This window comes from Sphingomonas sp. Leaf242 (assembly GCF_001422045.1).
GTDB lineage: Bacteria > Pseudomonadota > Alphaproteobacteria > Sphingomonadales > Sphingomonadaceae > Sphingomonas.
Window position 1 is genome coordinate 542795 of sequence record NZ_LMLW01000001.1, and the last position, 23005, is coordinate 565799.

Here is a 23005-nt window from a genome sequence, read left to right on the forward strand (position 1 = left end):
GGAAAGCCCAAGACGCAGGCAAGGTCCATCGGCGCAGTCACTTATGTCCTGATCAGCAAGCCGAGCGTTCCCGCCGATACCCGGAGATCGCGCCCGCCGTGATCGCAGAAGCGATACTGCGCTCCGGCCGAAAAACGACCTAATTTCGGTTAAGATGATTTACTCGGCAAATGGCATCGGCGTGCGCAACCTTCAAACTGAACGATGCGTTAACAGCTGAAGGTATCGGTCTGTCTTGAAGACATGTGCATTGGGGTTGGTTTCTATTGTTTATTATGGCGATCGCCCTCGGTGGATGTTTGAAGGGGCCGCCGATCGAGTTTGGCCTTACCGAGGACACCGGCGGACATATCACCTACGCGCTGGGTGCGGCGCTGGCGTTGGCGGCGCGCGATGATGTCGACACGGTTGAAATTGTCACGCGGCTGATCGAAGACGATGACCTCGGCGTCGCCTATGCCGTGCCGTACGAGCCGGTATCGGCGAAGCTCGGAATCCGGCGTATCGCGACCGCGAACCGTCGCTATCTCGGCAAGGGGACCGGCGCTGCCGGCCGCCCGGCCTTCGCGCAGGCGTTGATCGACCATATCGAGACGCTCAAGCGGCGTCCCGATGTGATCCACGCGCACTTCGCCGACGCTGCCGACGTCGCCATGCTGGTCCGCGAGCGTTTCGGCATCCCTTTCATCTATACCGCGCATTCGCTCGGCATCGAGAAGGCAGGGTGTTCGTCCGGCTCGAACGGGACGCTGGCGCCGCGGATCGCCGAAGAGGATCGCGCGATCTCCGCCGCCGACGCGATCATCGCGTCCTCGCGCGACGAGGCCGAGCGGCAGTTGATGCTGTATCCATCGGCCTGTCCTGCGAAGATCCACTGCGTGCCGCCCGGCGCGGGGCTTGCGGATAGCGCACCGGCAGACCCGACCAGAGCGAGGGCCTTGATCGCGCCGTTCCTGAGGGCAGTCGACAAGCCGATCATCCTCGCTATCGCGCGTCCCGTCGCCAAGAAGAACCTGGTCGGGCTGATCGATCTGTTCGCGTCCGACGCGCGGCTCCGCGATCGCGCCAATCTCGTCATCGTCGCCGGGCTGCGCGACGGGCCCGATACCGGTGAGGACGAACAGCGGGCGGTCATCGGCGGGCTGCTGGCCGGGCTCGACAGGCACGACCTCTACGGGACGCTCGCCTTGCCCAAGCGCCATACCGCGGGCGATGTCGCCTCGCTCTATGCGCTCGCGCAGGAAACGGGCGGGGTCTTCGTCAACCCGGCGTTGACCGAGCCTTACGGTCTGACGCTGACGGAGGCCGCCTTACATGGTCTGCCGGTTGTGGCGACCTGTCACGGCGGTCCGGCCGACATTGTCGCAAGACTGGGTCACGGCACGGTCGCGGACCCGCGCGACCATGCCAGCTTTGCCGGTGCGATCAACGCGCTGCTCGACGATCGGATCGCCTGGAAGCGCGCCTCCCGAGCCGGGCGCGTGAACGCTCGGATGCTCGACTGGAACGGCTATGCCGCGCGCTTCGTCGCGATCGTCGATGGTCTTCGCGCGATCCGGACGGTGCAGCCGCGCCCATCGCGGCTGCTGCTGTGCGATATCGACAACACGCTGACCGGATGCACGGTCGGCGCGCTCAGCATGGCGGCGTATTTGAAGACGCAGCCGAACCTCGCCTTCGGGGTCGCGACCGGGCGGTCGTTGCAGGAAGCGGAGCGGTTGCTCGGGGAATGGGGGCAGCCTGCGCCCGCGGTCCTCGTCACGTCGGTGGGTGCCGAGATCTATTGGCGCGACGGTGCGCGGCTGATCGCCGATGCCGACTATAGCGCGCATATCGACGCAGGCTGGGAGGCCGATGCGGTCGACCGGCGAGTCTGTGGGTTGGCGGGTGTCGAGCGGCAGCCGGCGGTCGAACAGCGGCGTCACAAGCGCAGCTATTTCGCCGAAGAGCCCGCGGTGGTCGCGGCCATCCGCGCGGCGGTGGCCGACCTTCCGGTACGCGTCATCCACAGTCACGGCCGTCTGCTCGACATCGTTCCCGAGCGCGCGGGCAAGGGCGCGGCGATGACGTGGGTAGCAGGCAAGCTGGGGATCGCGCGCGATCACGTCTATGCCGCGGGCGACAGCGGCAACGATCTCGATATGCTCTCGATCTGCCGCAACGGCATTCTCGTCGCCAATCACAGCAGCGAGCTTGCCGGGCTTGTCGGACGCCCCACCATCTATCTCGCGCGGGGGGCGCATGCCGCCGGTATCGTCGAGGGTATGCGCGCCTTCGCGATGGAACGCGCGGCATGACGCGGCCGATCGGGTATTTCGTCCATCATCAGGGGCGCGGCCATGCCGAGCGCGCGGCGGCGATCGTCAACGCGTTGCCTGCCGACCGGCCGGTGGTGCTGTTCTCGGCAAGGGCCGACATCTTCCCGCCGCTCGCGTCGAACGTGACGATCCGCACGATCCCGTCGCTGTTCGAAGTGACGGGCGACGAACCGATCGGACTGGCGAATGTTCGCACGCCGTCCAGCCTTCACTGCGCGCCGCTCGGGTGGAAGAGCATCACGCATGCGGTCGCGACGATCGCGACCTGGTTCGACGCGGCCCGTCCTGCCCTGTTCGTCACCGACGTCTCGGCGGAACTCGCGCTGCTCGCACGGATCGCGTCGGTCCCGTGCGTCAGCGTCCTCCAGCACGGCGACCGCAGCGATGCCGGGCATATGGCGGCGTATGAATCCGCGCTGGGCATATTGGCGCCCTATTCGGCATCGCTCGAGCAGCCGGGGCGGCCGGACTGGATGCTTGCCAAGACGCATTACGCCCCCGGCGTCGGGGTGGAGATCGACCCGATCGACCGGAGCGCGGCACGGACCGCGCTCGGCCTGCCGCTCGACGCCGAGATCGTCGTCGTCGTCGCCGGCAGTGGTGGCAATGGTACGCCCGCGACGCCGCTCACGCTGGGTGCGCGCGCCGAACCGGACACGCTCTGGCTGACGATCGGCGCGGTCGAGCAGGAGTGGCACGCCACCGCGCCCGGTAACCTGCGGCATCTCGGCTGGGTCGACACCCCGGCGCTGTCTATCGCGGCGGCGGACCGGGTCGTATCGTCGGCGGGCAATACGACGGTGCACATGATCGCGGCGATCGGCCGGCCTTGGATCGTGGTTCCCGAATGGCGCTATTTCGACGAACAGCTCTGGAAGGCGCGAACGCTCGATCAGGCGGGCGCGGCGACGATGCTCGAGCATTGGCCGTCGCATGCCGGCGCGTGGATGGACGCCTGGACCCGCGCCGCGACGCTCGACCTGTCCCGGCAACACGCGCTGTATGCCGCCGATGCCGCGCGGGAGGCGGCATCGTGGCTTGCCAAGGTCGCGGACGACGCCTGGGCGCAGCCGGTCGTCGCGCTGCCGCCCGATCCTGCACCTGCCTCGACTGAACTTGCACACTCTACCCACCATGCGAAAGCCTGACATGACCGTCTCGATCTGTACCCTCGCGCATGACCGTGCGGCCCACCTCGCCAATGTCGTCCGGGCGCTCGACATGCAGACGACGGCGCCCGACGAACTCGTGATCGCGGTGATGCAGGCCGACGCGTACGACCTGCCCGAGACGCGGTTTCCGATCCGGCAGATCATGATCGGCGCCGACGGTATTCCGCTGGCCGCGGCGCGCAATGCGGCAGCGCGGGCGGCGCAGGGCGAACAGCTGATCTTCCTCGATGTCGACTGCATCCCGGCGCCATCGCTCGTCGCGGACTATCTGGCGCAGCTGGGGGCGGTCGATGCGGTGCTGATGGGCGAGGTGCTGTACCTGCCATCGGGTGCGACCGCGGAGGGGCTCGATTTCGCGCGGTTCGCCGCGCTCGGCGTCAAGCATTCCGAGCGGGCAGGGCCCCCCGTCGAGGCCTTGGGTGACTGCACCGACTATCGCTGTTTCTGGTCGCTCAACTTCGCGATGCGGCGCGCGACGTTTCTTGCACTCGGCGGGTTCGACGAGCGGTATGTCGGCTATGGCGGCGAGGATACCGATTTCGGGCGGGTCGCGATGACCGCGGGCATCCCTATCCACTGGGTCCGCGGCGCGCGCGTCTATCACCAATATCATCCGCACCACATGCCCCCGGTCCATCATGTCGACAGCGTGATCGCCAATGCCGCGCGCTTTCGCGACAAATGGGGGCATTTCACCATGGAGCATTGGCTGAAGGCCTTCACGCTCATGGGGTTGATAACGCTGCGCGAAGGCGAGCATGTGCGGCTGCGCACCGTGTCCGAGGAGGATCTCGCTTTGACCCGGCAACAGGTCGACCAGCCCTATGCGAGTACCTCCGTGGTGCTGGCGCAACTCGAGGCGCGGGCGCCAGCGATCGCGGCCGCATAGGCGCGTTCATAGCCCTCGACCATCGCGGTCAGCGAGAACAGCCGGGTCACCCGGTCGCGGCATGCGGCGCGCGGGATCGCGGCAGCACGGCCAATCGCCTGCGCGAGCGAGGCGGCGTCGGTCGCCAGCGCGCCGCAATCGCCCACCACCTCGCGTATCGCGCCGCGATCCAGCGCGGCAACGGGAACGCCGCACGCCAGCGCCTCGGCGGCGATCAGTCCGAACGGCTCGTCCCACATCGGCGTCGATAGCAATACCGATGCCGTGCCGATCGCCTCGACCAGCGCGTCGCCGCCGAGATGGCCGCGATAGACGCGGGCGTGATCGAGCAGCGGTGCCACCTGGTCGGTGAAATAATCCATGCAGTCGATCGGCCCGACCACGTCCAGCTCGATCCCGGCCAAAGTCGCCGCCTCGAGCGCGACCGCGGTACCCTTGTTCGGGGTGATACGGCCTGCCCAGATCGCCCGGCCATCGCCGACGGCGTGAAACCGCCACCGGGCCGTATCGATGCCGTTGTGAACCACCGACACCGTTGCCGGCGGCGTCGTCCACCAAGTGGCGAGATGCGCGTGCGATGTCACGGTCTGCCGCAGCCAGTCCGCGCTGGTATCGGCGACCGCGTTCGCCAGGCCGGCAAACGGAGGCACGTGGAGCGACGTCACCATCGCCGTACGGTCGCGCTTCGCCAGGACATGCAGCGTCGGGTGCATCGTGTTGTTGTGGACGATGTCGTACGCGCCCGCGCCGATCGCCTCCCATGCTTGCCCGAACGCCGCATCCTGGAACGCGGTCAGTTGCGGCGTGCCATGCCACTGCGCCCAGGGCATGACCGCTTCATAGTGGCGCTCGGCGATCGGGTGCAGAGGCAGCGCAGGGTCACTGTCGCCGCTGGCGAACAGCGTGACGTCGTGCCCGCGCGCGACCAGCGCGGTGACGAGTTGATGGCAATGCGCTTCCATGCCACCCATGAACGGCATCGCGATCGGATGCCGCAGATGGGCGATGACGGCGATCCGCAAGGGGGCGTGGTGATAGGCTGGCTTAATCGAACCGTCATCGGTGGTCGTCGTGCTGCTGTCGAAATCGTGGCGTGTCATAGCGGAGGAACCCACGACCGAAGGGATTGTGCCCGGACGTCGAGTGCGCGCTCGAACCGACCTGCTTGGAACTATCGAACGAGACCGGGCCGACGTCGAGCAGCCAGTGCCCGCGGGACCTATTTGCGGCCAGCTAGGAAGGCGTTGGGATTGTGCGGTCGCCGCGCTGCTCATCACCGTCGACCGCACTGCGCGTTGGACCCAAGCTTGCTGCCCGTAGCCATATCCCCGCTCGTGTGTTGTTGCGAATTCGAAGCCGATGACGGTTGGTTCTACAAGGGGACCTATGAAAGGATGTTCGAAAACGTCCGCTAAGCTCACGGCGGCCTGTTTGGTAGCCTGCTACAGCGTGATCATGCTGACGAGTCAGTGGCTGCCTGGAGGACCTGTCCTACCATTACCGCTGGTCTTGCTCGGGGATGGAACGGCGATAGACTTGAACGATGCGACCCCCGAACTCAAACCAGCCGGCGACCAAGGCCGCATGGTCGGCCATTGCAGCGGGCGATTCCGCGTTTTTGCCAGGCGACGCGCTAGATTCCGCACAGGCAAGGCTGGGTGCTTGGGCCCTCTATCTTGGTCTGTTGGCAAGCGTGGCCATGCTGATCATCGGTGCGATCTTCGAGATCGGTCCGTTCGCCTGGAGCGAGGGGCTCGTCGATCGTCTGTTCGGGCACGATAGCGTCACGGTGGCCGGGCTCCCCGTGGTCGCGCTGACCTTGTGGTTGCCGCATGCGGTCCTGCGGTGGCTTCCCCGGCGTCCGGAACGCTCGTTTCTGTGCGGCATGCAGGACGCGCTCGATCCGAAACGCAATCCAAACTGGCGGTCGCGCTTGCCCACCAGCACGCAGAAAGCGCGGTCTTTGCGCCGCAGCCGCGCAGGTGCGCTTATCGCGGCGGGGGTTTTCGCCGTAGCCGCGGCGGCCGGCTATGTCCTCTTCGGCCGGACGCCGCCAGATGCGGGCAAACCGTTGCCAAGGCTGACAATAGCGGCACTCGCCCGCAAAGGTGGGGGCGAGATGCCACGCTATGCACGGCTAGCCGACGCGCTGCCGGGTTACGATCAGGCATGGCTACGGCGCTGGAATACGCGAACGAGCAGCTACGAGGACTATTACCTGCCGCTCCGCGCGCCTGGCCAATCCCCGACCGATCCGGTCACCGTCGTGATGCTGGCAAGCTATCCCGCCAGCGGAGCCGGGCCCGAAGCCGATCCGCCGGTCCCGCCGATCGACGGGGCGCTTTCGATGGTGCGCCTGCCGACGTGGATGCGCGCCAGGATGCGGGAGCATGGCTTCGAATTGGCCGAGAATGCGGTGTTGCTGCGGCGTATGGCGCTGGAGGGGCGTATGCCCGCCGCGGACGACGTCGGGCAGATATTATCGGTTATTTTTGGCGGTACGCTGACCCTGTGCTGCCTGATGATGGCCTGGCTGTGGACGCGTGCGCTGCGCACGATGCAGCCTGAGCGGTGAATGCCGCTACGCCGGCGCGACAAATCGGCACCTCTGCCAGAGCCACGCGCAGCGGGGCGGTGTCGATTTCGCGGCTCACCTTGATCCCGCCGAGCTACGCGGAGATGCGCAAGGCTGCAGCATGACAGCGGCGTAGATCTCGACGTCTACGCTGATCAGCATCCCCACCTTGCTTCGCTCCACAATCACCAAGGTCGCCGTACCCATGCCGTTGGGCGTTCGCGGCGAGCGCGGGCGGCGGAAACGATGTCAGTTCGGCAACCAAGGTATGATCAGGATGAACTGATGGTGGTGCCCAAGGATATTTCTCTCGAGGTAGCAATGGTCTCGACAGGACCACTTCCGATTGACGAACCGCGACGTCCAATTCAGGATCTTCAACAGCGGTCGAGACCGCCGGGGGTATCATGATCAAGTTTTCGTCTTCGTCGAAGCGCACGACGCCGGGGCGCAAGCTCGCCATGACCATCCTGCTGGGGCTGCTGCTGTCCATACCGCTCTTCGCCACGTACCTGCTGGTCTATGACCGCGAGAGCCAGTCGCAGGTCGCGCGCACGTCGATCGTCGAGGGCTGGGGTGGCCCGCAGCGCATCGCCGGGCCGTTCCTGGTCATTCCGTTCAGCCGCGTGGTGACGCGCGATACGGTCGAAAGCGGGCGCACCGTCCGACGGACCGATCATGAGGACAAGCTGTTGTTCGTCGCGCCGACGCGCTCGGCGATCCGTACGCGGATCGATGCGGAACGGCGGCATCGCTCGATCTACGAAGCGGTAGTGTATCGCTCGCGCGTCCAGATCGCCGGCCAGTTTCGCCTGCCCGACTTCGCGGCACTGAACATCCCGCCGGATAGCCTGCGCCTAGCGGATGCGGAGATTCGTGTCGGGATCGGCAACGCCAAAGGACTTGCGGGGTCGCGGCCAGCGATCCGCGTCGACGGCCGGACGCTGCCGCTGATCCCGGGGGCCAGCCTGGCGACGACCAGCGGCAGCGGCTTCACCGGGCGGGGGCCGATCGCGGCAGGCGTCGGGGCAGCCAACGCGGCGTTGCTGTTCGATGTCGCGTTCGATCTGCGTGGCAGCGACGAACTCTCGTTCCTGCCCTCCGCCGAACAGACCAGCATCGACGCGCTCTCCGCCTGGCCGCACCCGTCGTTCACCGGGGCCTTCCTGCCGAACCGGACACCAGGAGCATCGGCGTTTCCGGCGAACTGGCAGATCGGCAATCTTGCGCTGAACCGGTCGGTCGTGACGATCGGCGAGCAGGAGATGGGGGCGGACGATGCGGTGACGATCGGGCTGCTCGACCCGATCAATCTCTATTCTCAGGTCAATCGCGCGACCAAATACGGCTTCATGTTCATCGGCTTCACATTCCTCGCACTGCTGATGTTCGACATCATCGGCGGCGCGCCGGTGCCGGGCGTCGCCTATCTGCTGATCGGTGCCGGACTGGTGCTGTTCTTCATTCTGCTGCTGGCACTCGCCGAAGTGATCGGGTTCCTCGGCGCCTATCTGGTCGCCAGCCTCGCGGTCGTCGCGCTGATCAGCAGCTATTCCGCGGCGATCCTGCACAGCTGGCGGCGGGCGGGCGTGGTCGCGGCGTTGCTCGCCGGGCTCTACGCGGTCCTTTACGTTCTGCTCAGCCTCGAAGCCTATTCGCTGCTGATCGGCTCGGGCATGCTGTTCGCTGCGTTGGCGGGCGTGATGTACGCCACCCGTCGGATCGACTGGGGCGGCGTCGCGGCATCCGACGAGGAGGATGCCGCGCTCGGCTAGGCGATAGGTCTCAACGCTGCAGGTCTCAACGCTGCGATTCCGCAAATTCCAGGGCATCGCCGATCGTGTCCAGCGTCGGCATCGCACGCGCGGGCAGGGTCTTCCAGCGGACCTTGCCGAGGGTTTCGTCCTCGATCGTGCCGGTCGTGACCTTGGTCCGGTGGGTCAGATAATTCGCGCTGAACAGTTCGGTCTCGCCACTGCCGCGATGGGTGTAGTCGCGGTCGAAGCCAATGAGCCGGAAGTGTGCGCCGTCCCAGCGAAACGACAGGGTGTTGGTGCTGGTCCCCCAGCCGCCCATGCTGCGCCAGACACCCAGCCGAAGACGGATGATGCCGGCGCTGACCGTCAGGCCGTCGTCGCCGAGCGGATCGTCCATATACGGATCTTCGAGCCGCGGGATGACGGCGGCGTTGACGACCCGCAGCGTGTATCCAGCCGGAGCACCAACCGCAGCGATTAGCACGCGCGGGTTGGTATCGAGCGGCCCTGCTCCGCGATCATGACCGATCACGCAACGTTTGTCCGCGCCCCTCAGCACCGCGACGATATCGGGACGGCCGTCCTTGTCGAGATCGGCCCGCACGGATCGTTCCACCTTCCACCCGGGCGGGGCGAAGCCAGCTGCGGAGGCGGCGACACGTCCCGGTTTCGGTAACGCGGGCAGCGTCATCGGCGGAATTTCCAGCGCCTCGCCGGGCGAGGACGGTTGGGTTACAGCGATGCAGATCGCAGCGGCAGCAAGAGCAGGCATTGTCGCGTATCCTGTCGATGGGGGGGCATACGGGCGGCGGTTTGAGCACGAGCAGACGTTCGACCCAACGTACCAACTTCCGCAGCCTACAGCTGCGCCGACGGGATCAGAAGCGCGAGGTTGGGACTGCGGCAAAGAATTCGCGGTGGCAGAATCCATCGGCGAGGCTGGCACCTGAGTCCGACCAGCCGATCATCACCGACTTACTGACGGGCAGATAACCACGGTCGGCATCGAGCCGTTTTGCAGAACGGCGCAGGCTTGGCGTATATAGCGGCATACCCCGTGACCGAGTCACGCACGCAAACAGAAAGACCGCTGTGGCAATGCGTCTGCGCCTTCTATTGGGTAAGCGCCACGAGGCCGGCGCCGAGGATGGTTTTGGCCAAAGCCTATTTGAGGATCTGCAGTTCCTGTTCAGGTTCCTGCAGTGTCGGCGGCGTATCGTTGTCTGGTGTCGTCCGTCGACGAACGAAGCCGCCACTATCGCCGCGCACCCCGTCTTTGGGAGGTTCGGCGATGCTACTGTCGCAGTGGCGGATGTCGACGGGGCAAGATGGATCGTACGCGAAAACGATTTTTACGGCTGGCCCGACCCGCCGCGCTACGCCTTTTTCGCGGTCGAGGGCGATCGGATCACTGCAACCGGCGGCTTTACGTTTTGGGTGAAGGCGTGGTCTTATCCCTGCGCGGATAGGAGCGCTGGTACGGTCGTGTAGAACGCCGCACCGTCATCATCGTCGGCGCGCTGCAGCGCGCACACGCCCCTTGCGGTCGATCACGGCCCAACGTCCGCCGCCCATAGTGGAATGTTCGTCGTCGAGCCTTTGCTCCTTGCATCCGGTGCAGACCTCGGCCCGACCATGATCGAACGGATAGCCCCAGTTATATCCGGTCACGAGAACGGGACGCAGGGCGTGATCATAATAGATGAGCTTGCCGTGGCGAAGTCCGCGTACCAGCCCCTCCCTGAAATAGTCCGGGCCGTTGTCGAGGATGAAGACGGTCGCGGCTCGCCCGTCTCGCCTGACATAGGCGATGCCACCGCAGCTTCCGGCACCTCCTATGCGGACCTCCGCCAGACCGCCTTCGAAGGTCATCCGCGCGAGATGTGCCGGGTCGATATGCGGTACGTCATCCTCGATCCGTGCGCAGGGTCCGTGTGGTTCCAACTCGCCGCCCCGCGCCGCATAGGCGCAATCTAGCGGAAAGGCCGTTGCTGACGGGGGGGCCGCAAGCAGCGTCACGGCGAGCACAGCGATCACGATACCCGGTCTTCCGGCGCGGCCTGCGGATCGTTCTTGCACCGGACGATAATCATACGGAAACTTCCCTGCCGTTTGAAACGTGTCCGAACATCGATACCGCCCGCCGTAACAGTCGCCCGTGCTGATATGCCGCATTGACCCAAGATAAGCGACCGCGCCATGGTGACGTCATGCGCGACGCCTTCATCACTCGCACCGCCCAATTCTTGCCTGGGCCACCGATCAGCAACGCGGCGATGGGCGATCATATCGGACACCTGTCCCCACAATCGGATCGCCTGGGACGGCTGGTGCTGCGGCAGAACCGCATTCGCACCCGCCATTATGCGATCCGGGCCGATGGCACCACCGACTGGACGCTGGCGACCCTTGCTGCGGAGGCGGTTCGCGCGCTGCTGGCGGATGCGGAGATCGACCGGCGGGAGATCGGCTATCTCGCTACCGCGACGACGCAGAACGATCTGCTGGTGCCCGGGCTGGCAAGCGGGGTCCACGCCGCGTCGGGTCTGCCGCCGCTGGAGATCGCGAGCCTGCAGAGCGTCTGCGCCAGTGCGATGATGGCACTGAAATCGACCGCGCTGCAGATCCGTGCGGGCGAGCACCGCGCCGGTATTGCCGTCGGCGCCGAGTTTGCCAGCCGCTATTTTCGCCCCGGCCAATATCGCGGCACGGCCACGCTAGGCGAAGACGGCACGCTGCCTGCCGACGCCGAATTCCTGCGCTGGACCTTGAGCGACGGCGCGGCCGCGCTGGTCGTCGAGGATCGGCCGGCACAGAGCGGCCTGTCGCTGCGCATCGACTGGATATCGGTGCGCTCGTTCGCCGATCGTTTCGGCCCGTGCATGACCGGCGGCAGCGCGCCCGGCCCAGGCGGCGCGGTCCTGCCGTGGAGCCTGCACGATGGCGCCGAGGCCGCCGCGCGCGCCGGCGCGTTTCAGCTGAGACAGGACGTCGACACACTGCACCGGATGCTGCCGGTATGGCTGGGCGAATTGATGCGGCTGGTCGACGAAGGCAAGGTCGACACTGGTAAGGTCGACTGGTTCTTGTGCCATTTCTCCGCGCATTCGTTGCGCGAGGAGATGGTCCGGCTGGCCGAGCGGGCAGGGTGCATGATTCCCGAGGAGCGGTGGTTCACCAACCTCTACGACAAGGGCAATGTCGGTGCGGCGGCGCTGTTCCTGTTGCTCGACGACCTGATGCGCTCAGGGCGGCTCGTACCCGGCCAACGAATCCTGTGCGCCGTACCCGAAAGCGGCCAGTGCGTGATGGCGTATGCGGCGTTGACCGTGGTGGAGGGGGAAAGATGAGCATGACCGACCAGATCGAGGCGACCAACCGCGGCCTCGCGCGCGTATGGATAGAATTCGAAAGTGCGCTGATCCAGGTGCCGGTGATCGCGCGTCTGACCGGTGGGCGCCTGCGCCTCGAGGAGTATCGCAGCCTGCTGCGCAACCTGCGTCAACAGGTGGTGGAGGGTGGCCGCTGGATCAGTCGTGCCGCGTCCAGCTTCGGTCCGGCGCACGAGGACCTGCGGGCGATGTTCATCACCCATGCCGCCGCCGAGCATCGCGACTATCGCCTGCTCGAACAGAATTACGTCGCCGCCGGTGGCACGCTCGAGGAGATCCGGTCGGCGCCCAAGAATATCGGGACCGAGGCACTGAGCGCGTTCATGTATCAGGCGGCATCGCAACCCGACCCGGTCGGTCTGCTCGGCGCGATGTTCATCATCGAAAGCCTCGGCAATCGCCTGGCCGGACCGTGGGCGGACAAGCTTGCCGCACAGCTCGACCTCGCGCCCGATGCGCTGACGTTCCTGCGGTATCATGGCGAGAACGACGTCGCGCATATGGCCGAGTTCGACCACGCTCTGACGTTGGCGGTGGGGTCCGGCGGCGAGGCGGCATCCGCGACGATCGTCCGCCATGCGCAAATCGTGGCGCGGCTGTACCGGCTGCAGCTCGAGGAGCTGGACAATGGCTGAGTATGCCGCCCCCGGCCATGATCCGAACGATCCCGACCCCTGGCTGGCGCTGGCGTTGGACCGCTCGCTGCCGTTCGAGCCCATAGCCAAGGCGGCGTTGATCCGGGACCAATCCTCGCGCTGTCGCCAGTTCTTGCTTCCGCTGGTGCGGCCGTTCGCCCGGCTGACGATCATCTTCGCCCAGCTGGTCCACACGATCAGCCCGCGCTGGCCCCATGCGCCCAAGTTCCTGCACCGGTCGATCGCACTGGGCATGAAGCATTTCCTGTCGCGCGACGCCAATCTGCTGATCCTGCGTCACTTCCACCTTGGTGCGCAGGTCCTGCGGTTCATCTCGGACAATGCCACGCCGGGTTTCCATCCGCCGCTGAAACCCATGACGCCGCGTCGGATCGACGATGTGCGCGAGGACCTGTTCCTCAATCACGATCTCAACATCTACAATTATCTGATCGGCCTCAATCGTGAGCTAGAGCGACGCGGCACCAGCGTCGAGCGCGTCGACAGGATTGATTTCTCCGCGATCACCGACGAGATCGTGCTCGATCCGTTGCCCAACGGCCGCCTCAACATCGTCGATCTACAGACCGCGATCGAGCTTTACACGCCGGCCTATGCGATGCTGCTGACCGATCGCGATTTCTGGCGTGCCGCCAATTCGCTGCAGCTCGACGAGACGATCGGTCTCTACGTGGCGCGGCTGACGGGCGAGGAAAAACATCTGGCGATGATCAATAATCGCCACCCGCTCGTGCCCTTCTCAACGTTGGGTGCCGGTTTCCGGCTCGTGCTGCACGGACTGTCGACCGAGGTGCTTCACGGTTTTCTGCGTGAACTCAAAGCGCGCCAGCGCGATCAGCCGATGCCGGCTGCGACTACCGCTCCATAAGGCTCCGAGCTTCCGCGTGCCGGGGAAACGGTAAAATACTCACGGCTGTTGGTCCCTTCGGCAGTGCTCGCGCGCCAACTTGAACAGACGATCATGATCGTCTCGCTGTACCCTTCGCTAGCGGTGCTTAACCTCGGTGACAGGGTGTACCGACGACACCCGCCGATCGAGATGGGCGGCTGGTTGTTGATGGTCTTCGTCATACCGGCCGCTGCCCGAGCAGGCCAGTTCGCCCTGCTCGTATCGACGCTGTGGCAATGCGGCAAAGGCCTGCGATGCTCCGGCACCGTTCGCAAAGTGGCATCAGATCGCCGACTGGTGCCGCTACAGAGTATCGGCTTGGGTTCGATCGATATCTCCGGCATGATCGATGCCATGGCCCAAACCCCGTCTCTCACCTTCCTGCCCGATCCGGACCGCGCTTCGACGACCGGCCCCGTGCGCGTGAGCGTTCCCGTGCGCCTTGCCGCTGCGCTGCTGCTTGCCACGGGTGCCGCTCCGGCCGCCGCGTGGGAACCGGTTGCGCTTCCCAATGCGGTCAAGGCCAAGCTGCCTGCCGGATATATCGCACGCGTGGCGTCCTGCAGTCGTACTTTGGACCCACCGCAGCCGATCTGTATCGTTGTCGTCGCACGGCCTGACGAAGGCGGACAGCCGGGGGGCGCGGTGCGAAAAGCGCCCGCTCGTCCATTGCTGGTCTATCGCCTTTCGGGCGGCGTCGCCAAGCTGATCGTCCGTAACGACCGCATCGTGCTGCGTCGCGACGAAGGCGGACAATGCGACCCGGTCGAAGACGCCGGCCATATCGCGATCAAACGCCGTTACTTCACGCTCGAGAGCGGGGTCGCGTGCGGCCAACACTGGACGGACTTCACCACGTTCCGTTTCGATACGGCGCTGCGGTCGTTCGTGTGGCAGAACCGTATCTTCGAATCCTTACGCCTGAACAGCGACGCTGGACCGAACGCTCAGGCATTGGTCTCCGACGGGCGAAAGGTCACGCGTGCAGACCCGCGGCACCCGATACGACTTGACGCCTATCGTCCGCGATGATCGCGCGCTGTCGCGTACCACCAGATAGGGACCGCGCCCCCGCGGCGCGCGGCTGCTGTTACCGTCGCGCGCCGTCAACCGGTGATGAGATGTAGGGTGCGGGTGGCGGGAGCGATGGTGACGCCGCGGCCCCAGTCGAAAGCGAAGAAATCCTGTTCGACGCCATCCGCGAAGATCACCCCGCCGTCGTTCATCCGCGACGTGACCGCGAGCGGCATGCCCGCGAGCTTGCCGGCCCGTAGCGAGGTCGCGGTCGCCACGCTGGGGAAGGGTTCGCGCACGAAGAAGCCGACCGCGCGCTCCTGGGGATCGAGCGGGAGCGCGGCATGCGTCGCCTCCATGATCGAGCGTGCCCAGCCCGTGGCGCCGGTCCCCGACGCAACGATCAGCCCACTCGACGATTGGTCCTCGGCCTGATCGCCGCACGTGATCCGGTAGCGCGCCGACTGGTGGCTGCGATGACCGACGAACACTTCGTTCAGCGCCAGCAGCCGTTCGCCGGTATCCAATCGCGCTTCGACCATCGTACGCTGCTCGGCAGGCGCCGCACCCGCGACGCTCGCTGGCAGCAGCGCGGCCAGGCGGGGGAGCGGTATGCGTACCAAGACGCCGTCGTACAAATCGGGAGCGGGGTTGAGCCCGAGTACGGGCTGCCCGTCGAGATACTTCGCAACGTTGGCGACCAGCCCGTCCTGCCCGACGGCGACGATTACGTCCTCCGGGCCGAACAGGAATCGATCGAGATCGGCACGAGTGACACTCGCCTGACGCCAGTCGTCAGGGACGAGCGAGCGGGCCTGCTGCAGCGTCGCGTGGAAGCGGCGGTGCCGATCCTCGATCACGTCGATGTCCTGGCCCCGCGTCTCCAGAAAGAACTTCGCCTGCCCACGCGTCGCGTGCCGCGCGAGCAGGAGGTCATAGTCGGTCTCTCGGGTAACGAAGACCGCGCGCGGGGCGTTGGTCGCCATCAGCGGGGCAGCGCGGTCTGAGCCGTCGGGGCTGGCTGTGCATTGCGGAATTCGCCGAGCACGGTCGCGAGCAGGTCGGGCGTGATGTTCAGATGCTCGATCGTATCCAGCTTGCCGGCCAGCTCGCGTGCGGCAAGCCCGAGCATCACCCCGGTCGGCAGGTCGCGGTAGATCGTCATCCGGGCCTGCTCCGCTTCCGCCTTGGCACTCTCGACCGTGCGGATACGCTCGGCCTCGGCCCCCGCCTCGACCTGCTGCGCCTCGGCCAGACCAGTTGCGCGGTTGCGGGCGTTCTCCGCCTCCTGCGTGATGAGCAGCATCTCGCGGCGTGCAAGCTCGGTACGGTTGGCGAGTTCGTTCTCGGCGATCGCACGCTCCTTCTCGACCGCGAGCGCGCGGCGTTCGAACGTCGCCTGGTCGGCCTTCTGCTGGAGCGCCTCGAACGTCGGGGTCTGGAGCGCGCGTTCGAGTTCGCTTGATGGTGCGAGGTTGGTCAGGCGAACCGCGGTGACCGCGATGCCGATTTCGTTCAGCGCCGGATCGTTGGCGAGCGCAGCCTCGAGCTGGTGGCGCAGCGGCTCGGGACCGGCATCGAGTAGCGCCCGCACCGATCCTTGCGCGAGATATTGCAGCGCTGCCTGGTTGACGAGCCCCGCCAGCCGCGTCTCGATCCGCTGGATCGGCTCGCTCTTGTAGGCGCCGGTGAGCAAACCGAGGCTGAAGTCGACGCGCGACGCAAGCAGTTCGGGATCGGCGACGTGCCAGGTCAGCGTGCCCTGGATCGCCACGCTCTGGAAATCCTGGCTGCGACCCTTCACGAATATCGCCATCTCGCGGTCGTCCATCGGCAGTTCGGCGATGCTGGCGGTCTCCGGGCGGAACCAGAAGACCAGCCCGCGGCCACTCTGCTTCACCTTGCCGCTGCGGTAGCGGATGACGTGGTTGCTCGCATCACTGCGCAATTGGGCCACGAAGCCGAGGTTCTTGATCGAGGCCATGACGGTTACTCCTGTATCGAATGATGACGGAAAAGTTCGGCGGGGCGGAACGAGGCACCGGTCTCGCGCTCACCGGTTGCCACCAGCGTGTTCGTGGCGAGCATGCGGCGGCGAAAGGCGGGCTTGTTGAGCGGTCGCCCGAGGATCGTTTCGTGGACGTCCTGGAGCGCCCGCAGCGTGAAGCGTTCGGGCAAGAGCGCGTAGGCGACATCCGAATAATCGAGCTTCCCGCGCAGCCGAAGCATCGCGAGCCCGAGCATATCGGCATGGTCGAACGCCAATGGCAGCGCGTCGCCATCCTGCGACCGTGCCGCGACCGGGCCACCGGTCTCGCCGGACCACGGGACGACGAGTTCTGCCAGCGTCAGATCGGGCGCCGCCTTCAGTGCGGCGGCGAAGCGATCGGGCGGAAGCAACGCGAAATACGCCACGCTGATCACCCGGGTGCGGGGGGCGCGGTCGACCGTGCCGAACGTGTAGAGCTGCTCGACATACGCGTCTGCCATCCGCACTTTCGTTGCGAGCACGCGGTGTGCCGCGGCATCGAGACTCTCGTCGATGCGGACGAATCCACCGGGGAGCGACCACGCGCCCATGCAGGGGTGTTCGGCGCGCTGCATGAGCAACGCTGCGGGCCTGCCATTGAGGACGCTGACCAGGATCAAATCGACGGCGACCGACGGTCGCTCGTACCGATGTGGATCATATCCATCAAGGAACTCGGTCTCGTTCATATGACCCATATATCCTTCCGGCATATTTCTAATATGCGATGTGGATATATGTCAATCGTTATTGCATCTGCAGCGTGATGGTTCGTGGGAGAGCCCATTTCCGGCAGGATCGCAGCGATTGAGATAGCCGAGCGATCATATCCGTCTCGGGGTTCGGCATTTGACGAGTCGTGCAGACTTCGAGGGGGGTGCCAACCAGCTAAGATAGAGCACAGCGCTGGTCCTGTTTTGTTGGACTATTGACAGGGCTACGCAAAGGAGGAAAAAGGTGTGGTAACGTTACCAGACTAAAGCTGGACGATAATGGGAGGATGACGATGGCAATCGGGTCGAGGACGTTGCGCGCACGCGGACGGCAGATTGGCGCCACCAGCCTTATGGCGATGGCCGCATGCATGTTGTCTGCGCCAGCCTGGGCACAAGCGCAGGGCGAGTCTGCCGCGCCGCGCCCGTTAGCGCCTGTAGCGCCCGAGGGCATTGTCACGACGCCGGTTCCTCAGCAAATCGCTCCTGCAGCGTCGGATCCCGCCACGGTCGAACCGGCGTCTTCGCCGGACATCGTCGTCACCGGATCGCGAATCACGACCGGCGGTTTCACCGCGCCGACGCCGACGACGGTGATCGACGCCAACGCCATCGCCGCCAATGCGCAACCGAACGTCTTCACCACGATCGCCCAATTGCCGTCGTTGCAGGGGTCGACGGGCACGAGCACCGGTACGTTCAGCACGTCGAGCGGCACGCAGGGGCTCAGTTCCTTCTCGCTGCGCGGCGTCGGTGCGATACGCACGCTGACTCTGATCGATGGTCAGCGCGTCGTTGGTGCCAACGTCACCGGCGTGCCCGACGTAAGCCTGTTCCCGCAGCTTCTCATCAAACGCGTCGATGTCGTCAACGGTGGTGCCTCGGCCTCCTACGGATCGGATGCGGTCGGCGGGGTCGTCAATTTCATCACCGATACCCGGTTCAAGGGCATCAAGGGCAACGTCCAAGGGGGCATCACCACCTACGGCGACAACGAACAAATCCTTCTCCAGCTCGCCGCTGGAACGAGCTTGCTCGATGATCGCCTGCACATCGTCGCCAGCACCGAATACGCGCATGAGAACGGCATCGGCGGCGGAGACTTCGGCACCGAACTTTCTGGCGGACGCGACTGGTTTCGGCAATCGACCTTGATCAACCGCAACGTCCTGAACGACGGATCGCCGCAATATCTGTTCCGGGATTTCGCTCAGCCCTACAACTATACCAAGTTCGGACTGATCACGGCGGGGCCCCTGCAGGGAACCGCGTTCGACCAAGCCGGCAACCCGTTCCAGTTCCAATATGGCTCGAACGGCACCCCGGCGCGCGACGCGGCAGGGACCGTCAATGGTTGCCTGCCCGGCTTCTGTATCGGCGGCGACCTGTCCGGCAACGTCGATGCCGGGCGCTCACTTCAGTCGCGGCTCCAGCGTGTGAACAATTACGGTCGGATCGGCTTCGACTGGGCGCCCGACAACGAGATCTATTTCACTGCCAATATCGGTCAGGTAAAGACCAACAACCAGCCGGTCGGCGGCCAGAACCGCCCGAACCTGACGATCCAGTGCGCCAATCCGTTCGTACCCGCCTCGGTCCAGGCCGCCTGCACCACCGCGGGGATCACGAACTTCCAATACGGCACGAGCAACGCCGCCTTGGGTAACACGCAGGTCTATACAGATCGTCGCCAGTATCGGTTCGTCGCTGGTGCCAAGGGGCGTCAGTCCGTCGCCGGGTCCGACTGGACCTACGACATGTATTACGAACACGGCACGAACTATTCCAATATCGACGTCAACAACGTGCTGCTGTCGAACCGCTTCAACCAGGCGATCAATGCGACGACCATGAACGGGGCGATCGTGTGTGCCGATCCTATCGCGCGTGCGAACGGGTGTCAGCCGCTCAACATATTCGGCGGCAATCCGTCGCAGGGGGCGCTCGGCTACATCATGCCCGACAAAGGCCCGTACCAGCGAACCCGCCAGACGCAGGACGTGGTCAGCGTCAATTTCTCCGGCTCTCCATTCAGTCTTTGGGCGGGGCCCGTCTCGTTCGCCTTCGGCAGCGAATTCCGGCATGAATTCTATACCGTGCGGGCCGATCCCTACGGCGCGGGCACCGGCGCTACGCCGAACACGCCCGACTATCCCGCCGATCCCACGCTGCTCGCCGGGGGCAACAACTGGTATGCCGGCAATTACAAGAATGGTAGCGGCGCCTACAGCGTGAAGGAAGCGTTCGTCGAAACCGACGTGCCGATCCTCAATTCAAAGGGAACCGGACGCGCGACGATAAACGGCGCGATCCGCGCGACCGACTACAGCACGTCTGGCACCGTCTGGGCGTGGAAGCTCGGTGGAACCTGGGACCTGCCGGTCGATGGCCTGCGCTTACGCGGCGTGACCTCTCGCGATGTCCGTGCGCCGAACTTGTCGGAGTTGTTCGCGGCTCCGGTGACAACCACGCTACCGGGATTTTTCGACCCGTTCCGCAACGTCAACGTGCTTGCGATCCAGAACACGATCGGCAACACCGCGCTCACGCCGGAGATCGCGCGTAACACCACTGCGGGCATCGCGTTTTCCGGATCGTCCTGGCTGCCGGGTCTCAGCCTGTCGGTCGATTACTACCATATCAAGATCAAGGACGTGATCTCCAGCCTCGGCGCGGCGGATATCGTCAACCTGTGTTTCCAGAACATCCTTCCGGAAAGCTGCGGTGCATTCAATCTCAACAACCCGGCCGGGCCCAATTTCATCAACGTCCAGGCGTTCAACCTTGCATCGATCGATACCGAGGGCCTGGATATCGAGGCGAGCTATCGCTGGCGGCGTCCGCTTGGCTTGCCGGGCAGCTTCACGCTGCGCGCGCTGGCTACCAATATCCGCAAGTTCGTGACCGATACGGGGCTGCCCGGAACGATCCCCAACGATACGGCGGGCGTCAACATCGGCAGCACGCCCGACTGGAAATGGCTGGCGACGCAGACCTATGCCAATGACGACTTCTCGCTGTTGCTGCAGGAGCGCTGGTTCAGCGACGGGGTGCTTGGACATCAATATGTTGAATGTTCGCCCGGCAATTGCCCGGCGTCGACGAACAATCACCCTACGATCGACCGGAATTTCATACCGGGCGCCTTCTACATGGACGTCGGCGGCACGTATAACCTTACCAAGCAGGTGACCGGCTATTTCAAGGTCGACAACGTGTTCGACAAGGATCCGGCCAGATCCCCGTATTTCGTCAATCCGCAGTTGTACGACGTCTATGGCCGGACCTTCCGCGTCGGCGTCCGGTTCAGCATGTGATGCAGGATCGATCGGGAACATCGATCATGCGTCGAGTTCGCGTCTGTCTCGTCGTCACGCTCGCGGCCCTGACGATCGGGGGGTCGCCGATCGGGGCGGCTCCTGGCCGGGACCCCGCCGCCGCCGTCCGCGGCGGCAACCCGATCATTCGGGACAAGTTCACGGCCGATCCGGCGCCGCTGGTCGTCGGTAATACGCTGTATCTCTATGTCGGGCATGACGAAGCGCAACGCGACGAGATGTTCAACATGCGCGAATGGCTGGTCTATTCGACCACCGACATGAAGACGTGGACGGATCACGGCGCGATCATGAACGTAGCCGACTTCAAATGGGCCAAGAAGGACGCATGGGCGTCACAGGCGATCGCCAAGAACGGCAAATACTGGTTCTACGCGGCCGTCGAACACGACAAGACGCATCCGGGCAAGGCGATCGCGGTCGCGGTATCGGACACGCCGACCGGTCCCTTCGTCGATGCCAAGGGATCGGCGTTGATCACCAATGCCATGACGCCGAAGGGGACGCATAGCTGGGAGGATATCGATCCCACCGTGCTGACCGACGACGACGGGACGACCTGGATCGCGTGGGGCAACCGGCAATGCTACATCGCCAAGCTGAAGCCTAACATGATCGAGATCGACGGTCCGATCCATGAGATCACGCCGCCGCATTTCGAAGAGGGTCCCTGGCTGCACAAACGGGGAAAGCTGTATTACCTGACCTACGCGTCGCTGGATCGTGCGGCGCAGCGCGACGAGCACGTGTCTTATGCGACCGCGCCGTCGCTGGCCGGACCGTGGACCTATCGTGGGCTGCTGACGGGGTCGGGCAAGTACAGTTTCACGATCCATCCGGGCATCGCGCAGTTCAGGGGTAACTGGTATCTGTTCCTGCACAACGCGTCGCTTGCGATCGGCGAACTGAATGGCGCGATCGGGCGCCGCGCGGTTACCGTGGAGCATCTTCGCTACAACCCCGACGGCACGATGGTTCCTGTCGTTCAGACCGACGCTGGTGTTTCTGGTTCGGTATCGGGATCGGCAGGCGGTGCGGGCTGACCCGCCGTACCGGGGACGCTCAACTCGTCGGGGTGATCGCGCATGGAGGGGCGGTCGATTCCCGTTCGACAAGCACATGGTCGAGAATTTGAGACTTGGCCGTAGCCTTCCCGGTGCCCCCGCCCTGGCGCATAGCCTGGATGAGCCGTTGCAGCGCCTCCGCGGCCAGCGCGCGGACCGGTTGGCGTATCGTCGTCAGCGGCGGCCAGAGCGTGACCGCGGCCGTGCTGTCGTCGAACCCGACGACGGTCAGGTCGCTCGGCACATCGAGATGGCGGCGGTGCGCGACGGAGACTACCGCCGCGGCCATGTCGTCGTTGCTCGCGAACACGGCCGTGGGCGGTCGCGACCCGGCCAGCAATGTCTCGCCGGCGATCAGACCGGAGGCGTAGCTGAAATCGCCTTGGACGATCTGCGTTTCGAGCGCGCCGTCCTCTTGTATCGCAGCCTGGAATCCGGCCAGACGTTCGGTCGCGGCGGACTGGTCGAGATTGCCCAGCACGAAGCCCAGATGGCGATGGCCGAGCCCGATCAGATGGCGGGTCATGTCGTAGGCCGCCCGGTGGTTGTCGATGCCGACGCAGATCGCGCCGGGGGCAATGCCGCCGACGATCGCGAGCGGCAGGTTCGCGTCCGCGACGATCGCGCGGATGATCTCGGACTCACCGAGCGGCGGCGCCAGGATCATGCCACCGATCCGCGATGCGATGAGCCCCTCGACCGCGGCACGGGTCGGTGGCTTGCCGTTCTCGCCCTTCAACAGGATCAACTGCGCGGCGTGGATCGAGGCCTCCTCGAACACACCGGCGAGCAGGTCGCTCATGAACGCGGCGCTAGGGTTGGAATAGATCACGCCGATCCGGACCTCGCGCGAGGTGACCAGATTGCGCGCCGTCAAATTGGGCGTGTAGTTAAGTTCGGCGATCGCATCGGTCACCAGCGCGCGGGTCTCGGCACGCACGCCTGCGTCGCCGTTGATGACTCGCGACACCGTCATCGGCGATACATTGGCCCGTTTGGCGACATCGATGACGGTCGCCCCGCGAGGCCGAGAGGGAGAGCGCTGCATGCGTATCTCTACCCAGCCGCCGACTTAGGGGTGCCAATCGTCTTGGCAGTATGCAGGGTTTCGGCTTCGGAACTCGTCGTCATGCCCCGACGTGCATCGTCGTCAGGTTGGGGGTCAATGGATATCCGCGCCACCCGCCGGATTGTCGTCC

20 protein-coding genes are annotated in these 23005 nt (G+C 65.2%); 12 read left to right on the plus strand and 8 right to left on the minus strand.

Annotated features, from left to right (window positions below; translation table 11 throughout):
- Positions 1–275 precede the first annotated feature (275 nt).
- The 3 genes from ASF09_RS02450 to ASF09_RS02460 are packed head-to-tail and all read left to right on the plus strand — an operon-like array spanning position 276 to position 4379.
- Entirely contained in the window at positions 276–2297 is a 2022-nt protein-coding gene (locus tag ASF09_RS02450; RefSeq protein ID WP_082444005.1) for an HAD-IIB family hydrolase, read from the plus strand.
- Entirely contained in the window at positions 2294–3466 is a 1173-nt protein-coding gene (locus ASF09_RS02455; protein WP_060524289.1) for a glycosyltransferase, read from the plus strand. The genes ASF09_RS02450 and ASF09_RS02455 overlap by 4 nt, the downstream gene beginning before the upstream one ends.
- A gap of 1 nt (position 3467) precedes the next feature.
- Complete coding sequence (locus tag ASF09_RS02460) at positions 3468–4379, plus strand: glycosyltransferase family 2 protein (RefSeq protein WP_060524291.1); 912 nt, start codon at positions 3468–3470, stop codon at positions 4377–4379.
- Here ASF09_RS02460 and ASF09_RS02465 read toward each other — a convergent pair.
- On the minus strand, positions 4313–5479 hold the full coding sequence (locus tag ASF09_RS02465) for a glycosyltransferase (RefSeq protein WP_060524293.1): 1167 nt from the start codon (positions 5477–5479) through the stop codon (positions 4313–4315). The genes ASF09_RS02460 and ASF09_RS02465 overlap by 67 nt on opposite strands.
- A 584-nt stretch (positions 5480–6063) precedes the next feature.
- Here ASF09_RS02465 and ASF09_RS02470 point away from each other — a divergent pair.
- Together ASF09_RS02470 and creD are read left to right on the plus strand one after the other, a co-directional pair.
- Positions 6064–6954 carry a hypothetical protein gene (locus tag ASF09_RS02470; protein WP_156359138.1) on the plus strand — a complete coding sequence of 297 codons (891 nt, stop codon included), beginning with the start codon at positions 6064–6066 and terminating at the stop codon, positions 6952–6954.
- Positions 6955–7361: 407 nt separating this feature from the next.
- Complete coding sequence (gene creD / locus ASF09_RS02475; protein ID WP_060524297.1) at positions 7362–8729, plus strand: cell envelope integrity protein CreD; 1368 nt, start codon at positions 7362–7364, stop codon at positions 8727–8729.
- 25 nt (positions 8730–8754) lie between these two features.
- Here creD and ASF09_RS02480 read toward each other — a convergent pair whose 3' ends face one another.
- Positions 8755–9483: a hypothetical protein gene (locus tag ASF09_RS02480; RefSeq protein WP_156359139.1), complete on the minus strand. Its 729-nt coding sequence runs from the start codon at positions 9481–9483 to the stop codon at positions 8755–8757.
- Between the two features lie 106 nt (positions 9484–9589).
- Positions 9590–9763: a hypothetical protein gene (locus ASF09_RS19995; RefSeq protein ID WP_156359140.1), complete on the minus strand. Its 174-nt coding sequence runs from the start codon at positions 9761–9763 to the stop codon at positions 9590–9592.
- A gap of 46 nt (positions 9764–9809) precedes the next feature.
- Here ASF09_RS19995 and ASF09_RS02485 point away from each other — a divergent pair, with 46 nt between their 5' ends.
- A complete protein-coding gene (locus ASF09_RS02485; RefSeq protein ID WP_060524301.1) occupies positions 9810–10202 on the plus strand; it encodes a hypothetical protein in 393 nt (130 codons plus the stop codon).
- Positions 10203–10217: 15 nt separating this feature from the next.
- Here the strand turns inward: ASF09_RS02485 and ASF09_RS20000 are convergent, their stop codons facing one another.
- Positions 10218–10748 carry a hypothetical protein gene (locus ASF09_RS20000; protein WP_156359141.1) on the minus strand — a complete coding sequence of 177 codons (531 nt, stop codon included), beginning with the start codon at positions 10746–10748 and terminating at the stop codon, positions 10218–10220.
- A 173-nt stretch (positions 10749–10921) separates the two neighbouring features.
- Between ASF09_RS20000 and ASF09_RS02495 the strand changes: the two genes are divergently transcribed.
- The 4 genes from ASF09_RS02495 to ASF09_RS02510 all read left to right on the plus strand — a co-directional run bounded on the left by ASF09_RS02495 (position 10922) and on the right by ASF09_RS02510 (position 14680).
- Entirely contained in the window at positions 10922–12061 is a 1140-nt protein-coding gene (locus ASF09_RS02495; protein WP_060524305.1) for a 3-oxoacyl-[acyl-carrier-protein] synthase III C-terminal domain-containing protein, read from the plus strand.
- Positions 12058–12738: an iron-containing redox enzyme family protein gene (locus ASF09_RS02500; RefSeq protein WP_156359142.1), complete on the plus strand. Its 681-nt coding sequence runs from the start codon at positions 12058–12060 to the stop codon at positions 12736–12738. Before ASF09_RS02495 ends, ASF09_RS02500 begins: the two co-directional genes overlap by 4 nt.
- Positions 12731–13627 carry a DUF6999 family protein gene (locus tag ASF09_RS02505; protein ID WP_060524309.1) on the plus strand — a complete coding sequence of 299 codons (897 nt, stop codon included), beginning with the start codon at positions 12731–12733 and terminating at the stop codon, positions 13625–13627. Before ASF09_RS02500 ends, ASF09_RS02505 begins: the two co-directional genes overlap by 8 nt.
- A gap of 93 nt (positions 13628–13720) precedes the next feature.
- Positions 13721–14680, plus strand: a complete 960-nt coding sequence (locus tag ASF09_RS02510) for a hypothetical protein (protein WP_156359143.1) — start codon at positions 13721–13723, stop codon at positions 14678–14680.
- 74 nt (positions 14681–14754) lie between these two features.
- On the opposite strand, the gene ASF09_RS02515 is transcribed toward ASF09_RS02510, so the two are convergent.
- From ASF09_RS02515 to ASF09_RS02525, 3 genes are read right to left on the minus strand one after another with little or no spacing between them, the layout of a single operon-like run.
- Positions 14755–15648, minus strand: a complete 894-nt coding sequence (locus ASF09_RS02515; RefSeq protein ID WP_060524313.1) for an NAD(+)/NADH kinase — start codon at positions 15646–15648, stop codon at positions 14755–14757.
- Positions 15648–16646, minus strand: coding sequence for an SPFH domain-containing protein (locus ASF09_RS02520; RefSeq protein ID WP_060524315.1), 999 nt, complete (start codon positions 16644–16646; stop codon positions 15648–15650). The genes ASF09_RS02515 and ASF09_RS02520 overlap by 1 nt, the downstream gene beginning before the upstream one ends.
- Before the next feature lie 5 nt (positions 16647–16651).
- Positions 16652–17380, minus strand: coding sequence for an NUDIX hydrolase (locus ASF09_RS02525; protein WP_060524932.1), 729 nt, complete (start codon positions 17378–17380; stop codon positions 16652–16654).
- 311 nt (positions 17381–17691) lie between these two features.
- Here ASF09_RS02525 and ASF09_RS02530 point away from each other — a divergent pair, with 311 nt between their 5' ends.
- Positions 17692–20721, plus strand: a complete 3030-nt coding sequence (locus ASF09_RS02530; RefSeq protein WP_443024939.1) for a TonB-dependent receptor plug domain-containing protein — start codon at positions 17692–17694, stop codon at positions 20719–20721.
- Between the two features lie 26 nt (positions 20722–20747).
- Positions 20748–21785, plus strand: coding sequence for a glycoside hydrolase family 43 protein (locus ASF09_RS02535; RefSeq protein WP_082444051.1), 1038 nt, complete (start codon positions 20748–20750; stop codon positions 21783–21785).
- A 19-nt stretch (positions 21786–21804) separates the two neighbouring features.
- On the opposite strand, the gene ASF09_RS02540 is transcribed toward ASF09_RS02535, so the two are convergent.
- Positions 21805–22854 (minus strand): LacI family DNA-binding transcriptional regulator, encoded by a 1050-nt coding sequence (locus tag ASF09_RS02540; protein ID WP_082444006.1) that lies wholly within the window; start codon positions 22852–22854, stop codon positions 21805–21807.
- Between the last annotated feature and the right edge of the window lie 151 nt (positions 22855–23005).

Excerpts from the sequence above, each read along its gene's own strand:
- ASF09_RS02450 (WP_082444005.1), top strand. The coding sequence starts at position 276 with ATGGCGATCGCCCTCGGTGGATGTTTGAAGGGGCCGCCGATCGAGTTT.
- ASF09_RS02455 (WP_060524289.1), top strand. The coding sequence starts at position 2,294 with ATGACGCGGCCGATCGGGTATTTCGTCCATCATCAGGGGCGCGGCCAT.
- ASF09_RS02460 (WP_060524291.1), top strand. The coding sequence starts at position 3,468 with ATGACCGTCTCGATCTGTACCCTCGCGCATGACCGTGCGGCCCACCTC.
- ASF09_RS02465 (WP_060524293.1), bottom strand. The coding sequence starts at position 5,479 with ATGACACGCCACGATTTCGACAGCAGCACGACGACCACCGATGACGGT.
- creD (WP_060524297.1), top strand. The coding sequence starts at position 7,362 with ATGATCAAGTTTTCGTCTTCGTCGAAGCGCACGACGCCGGGGCGCAAG.
- ASF09_RS02480 (WP_156359139.1), bottom strand. The coding sequence starts at position 9,483 with ATGCCTGCTCTTGCTGCCGCTGCGATCTGCATCGCTGTAACCCAACCG.
- ASF09_RS19995 (WP_156359140.1), bottom strand. The coding sequence starts at position 9,763 with ATGCCGCTATATACGCCAAGCCTGCGCCGTTCTGCAAAACGGCTCGAT.
- ASF09_RS02485 (WP_060524301.1), top strand. The coding sequence starts at position 9,810 with ATGCGTCTGCGCCTTCTATTGGGTAAGCGCCACGAGGCCGGCGCCGAG.
- ASF09_RS02495 (WP_060524305.1), top strand. The coding sequence starts at position 10,922 with ATGCGCGACGCCTTCATCACTCGCACCGCCCAATTCTTGCCTGGGCCA.
- ASF09_RS02500 (WP_156359142.1), top strand. The coding sequence starts at position 12,058 with ATGAGCATGACCGACCAGATCGAGGCGACCAACCGCGGCCTCGCGCGC.
- ASF09_RS02505 (WP_060524309.1), top strand. The coding sequence starts at position 12,731 with ATGGCTGAGTATGCCGCCCCCGGCCATGATCCGAACGATCCCGACCCC.
- ASF09_RS02510 (WP_156359143.1), top strand. The coding sequence starts at position 13,721 with ATGATCGTCTCGCTGTACCCTTCGCTAGCGGTGCTTAACCTCGGTGAC.
- ASF09_RS02515 (WP_060524313.1), bottom strand. The coding sequence starts at position 15,648 with ATGGCGACCAACGCCCCGCGCGCGGTCTTCGTTACCCGAGAGACCGAC.
- ASF09_RS02520 (WP_060524315.1), bottom strand. The coding sequence starts at position 16,646 with ATGGCCTCGATCAAGAACCTCGGCTTCGTGGCCCAATTGCGCAGTGAT.
- ASF09_RS02525 (WP_060524932.1), bottom strand. The coding sequence starts at position 17,380 with ATGAACGAGACCGAGTTCCTTGATGGATATGATCCACATCGGTACGAG.
- ASF09_RS02530 (WP_443024939.1), top strand. The coding sequence starts at position 17,692 with ATGACGATGGCAATCGGGTCGAGGACGTTGCGCGCACGCGGACGGCAG.
- ASF09_RS02535 (WP_082444051.1), top strand. The coding sequence starts at position 20,748 with ATGCGTCGAGTTCGCGTCTGTCTCGTCGTCACGCTCGCGGCCCTGACG.
- ASF09_RS02540 (WP_082444006.1), bottom strand. The coding sequence starts at position 22,854 with ATGCAGCGCTCTCCCTCTCGGCCTCGCGGGGCGACCGTCATCGATGTC.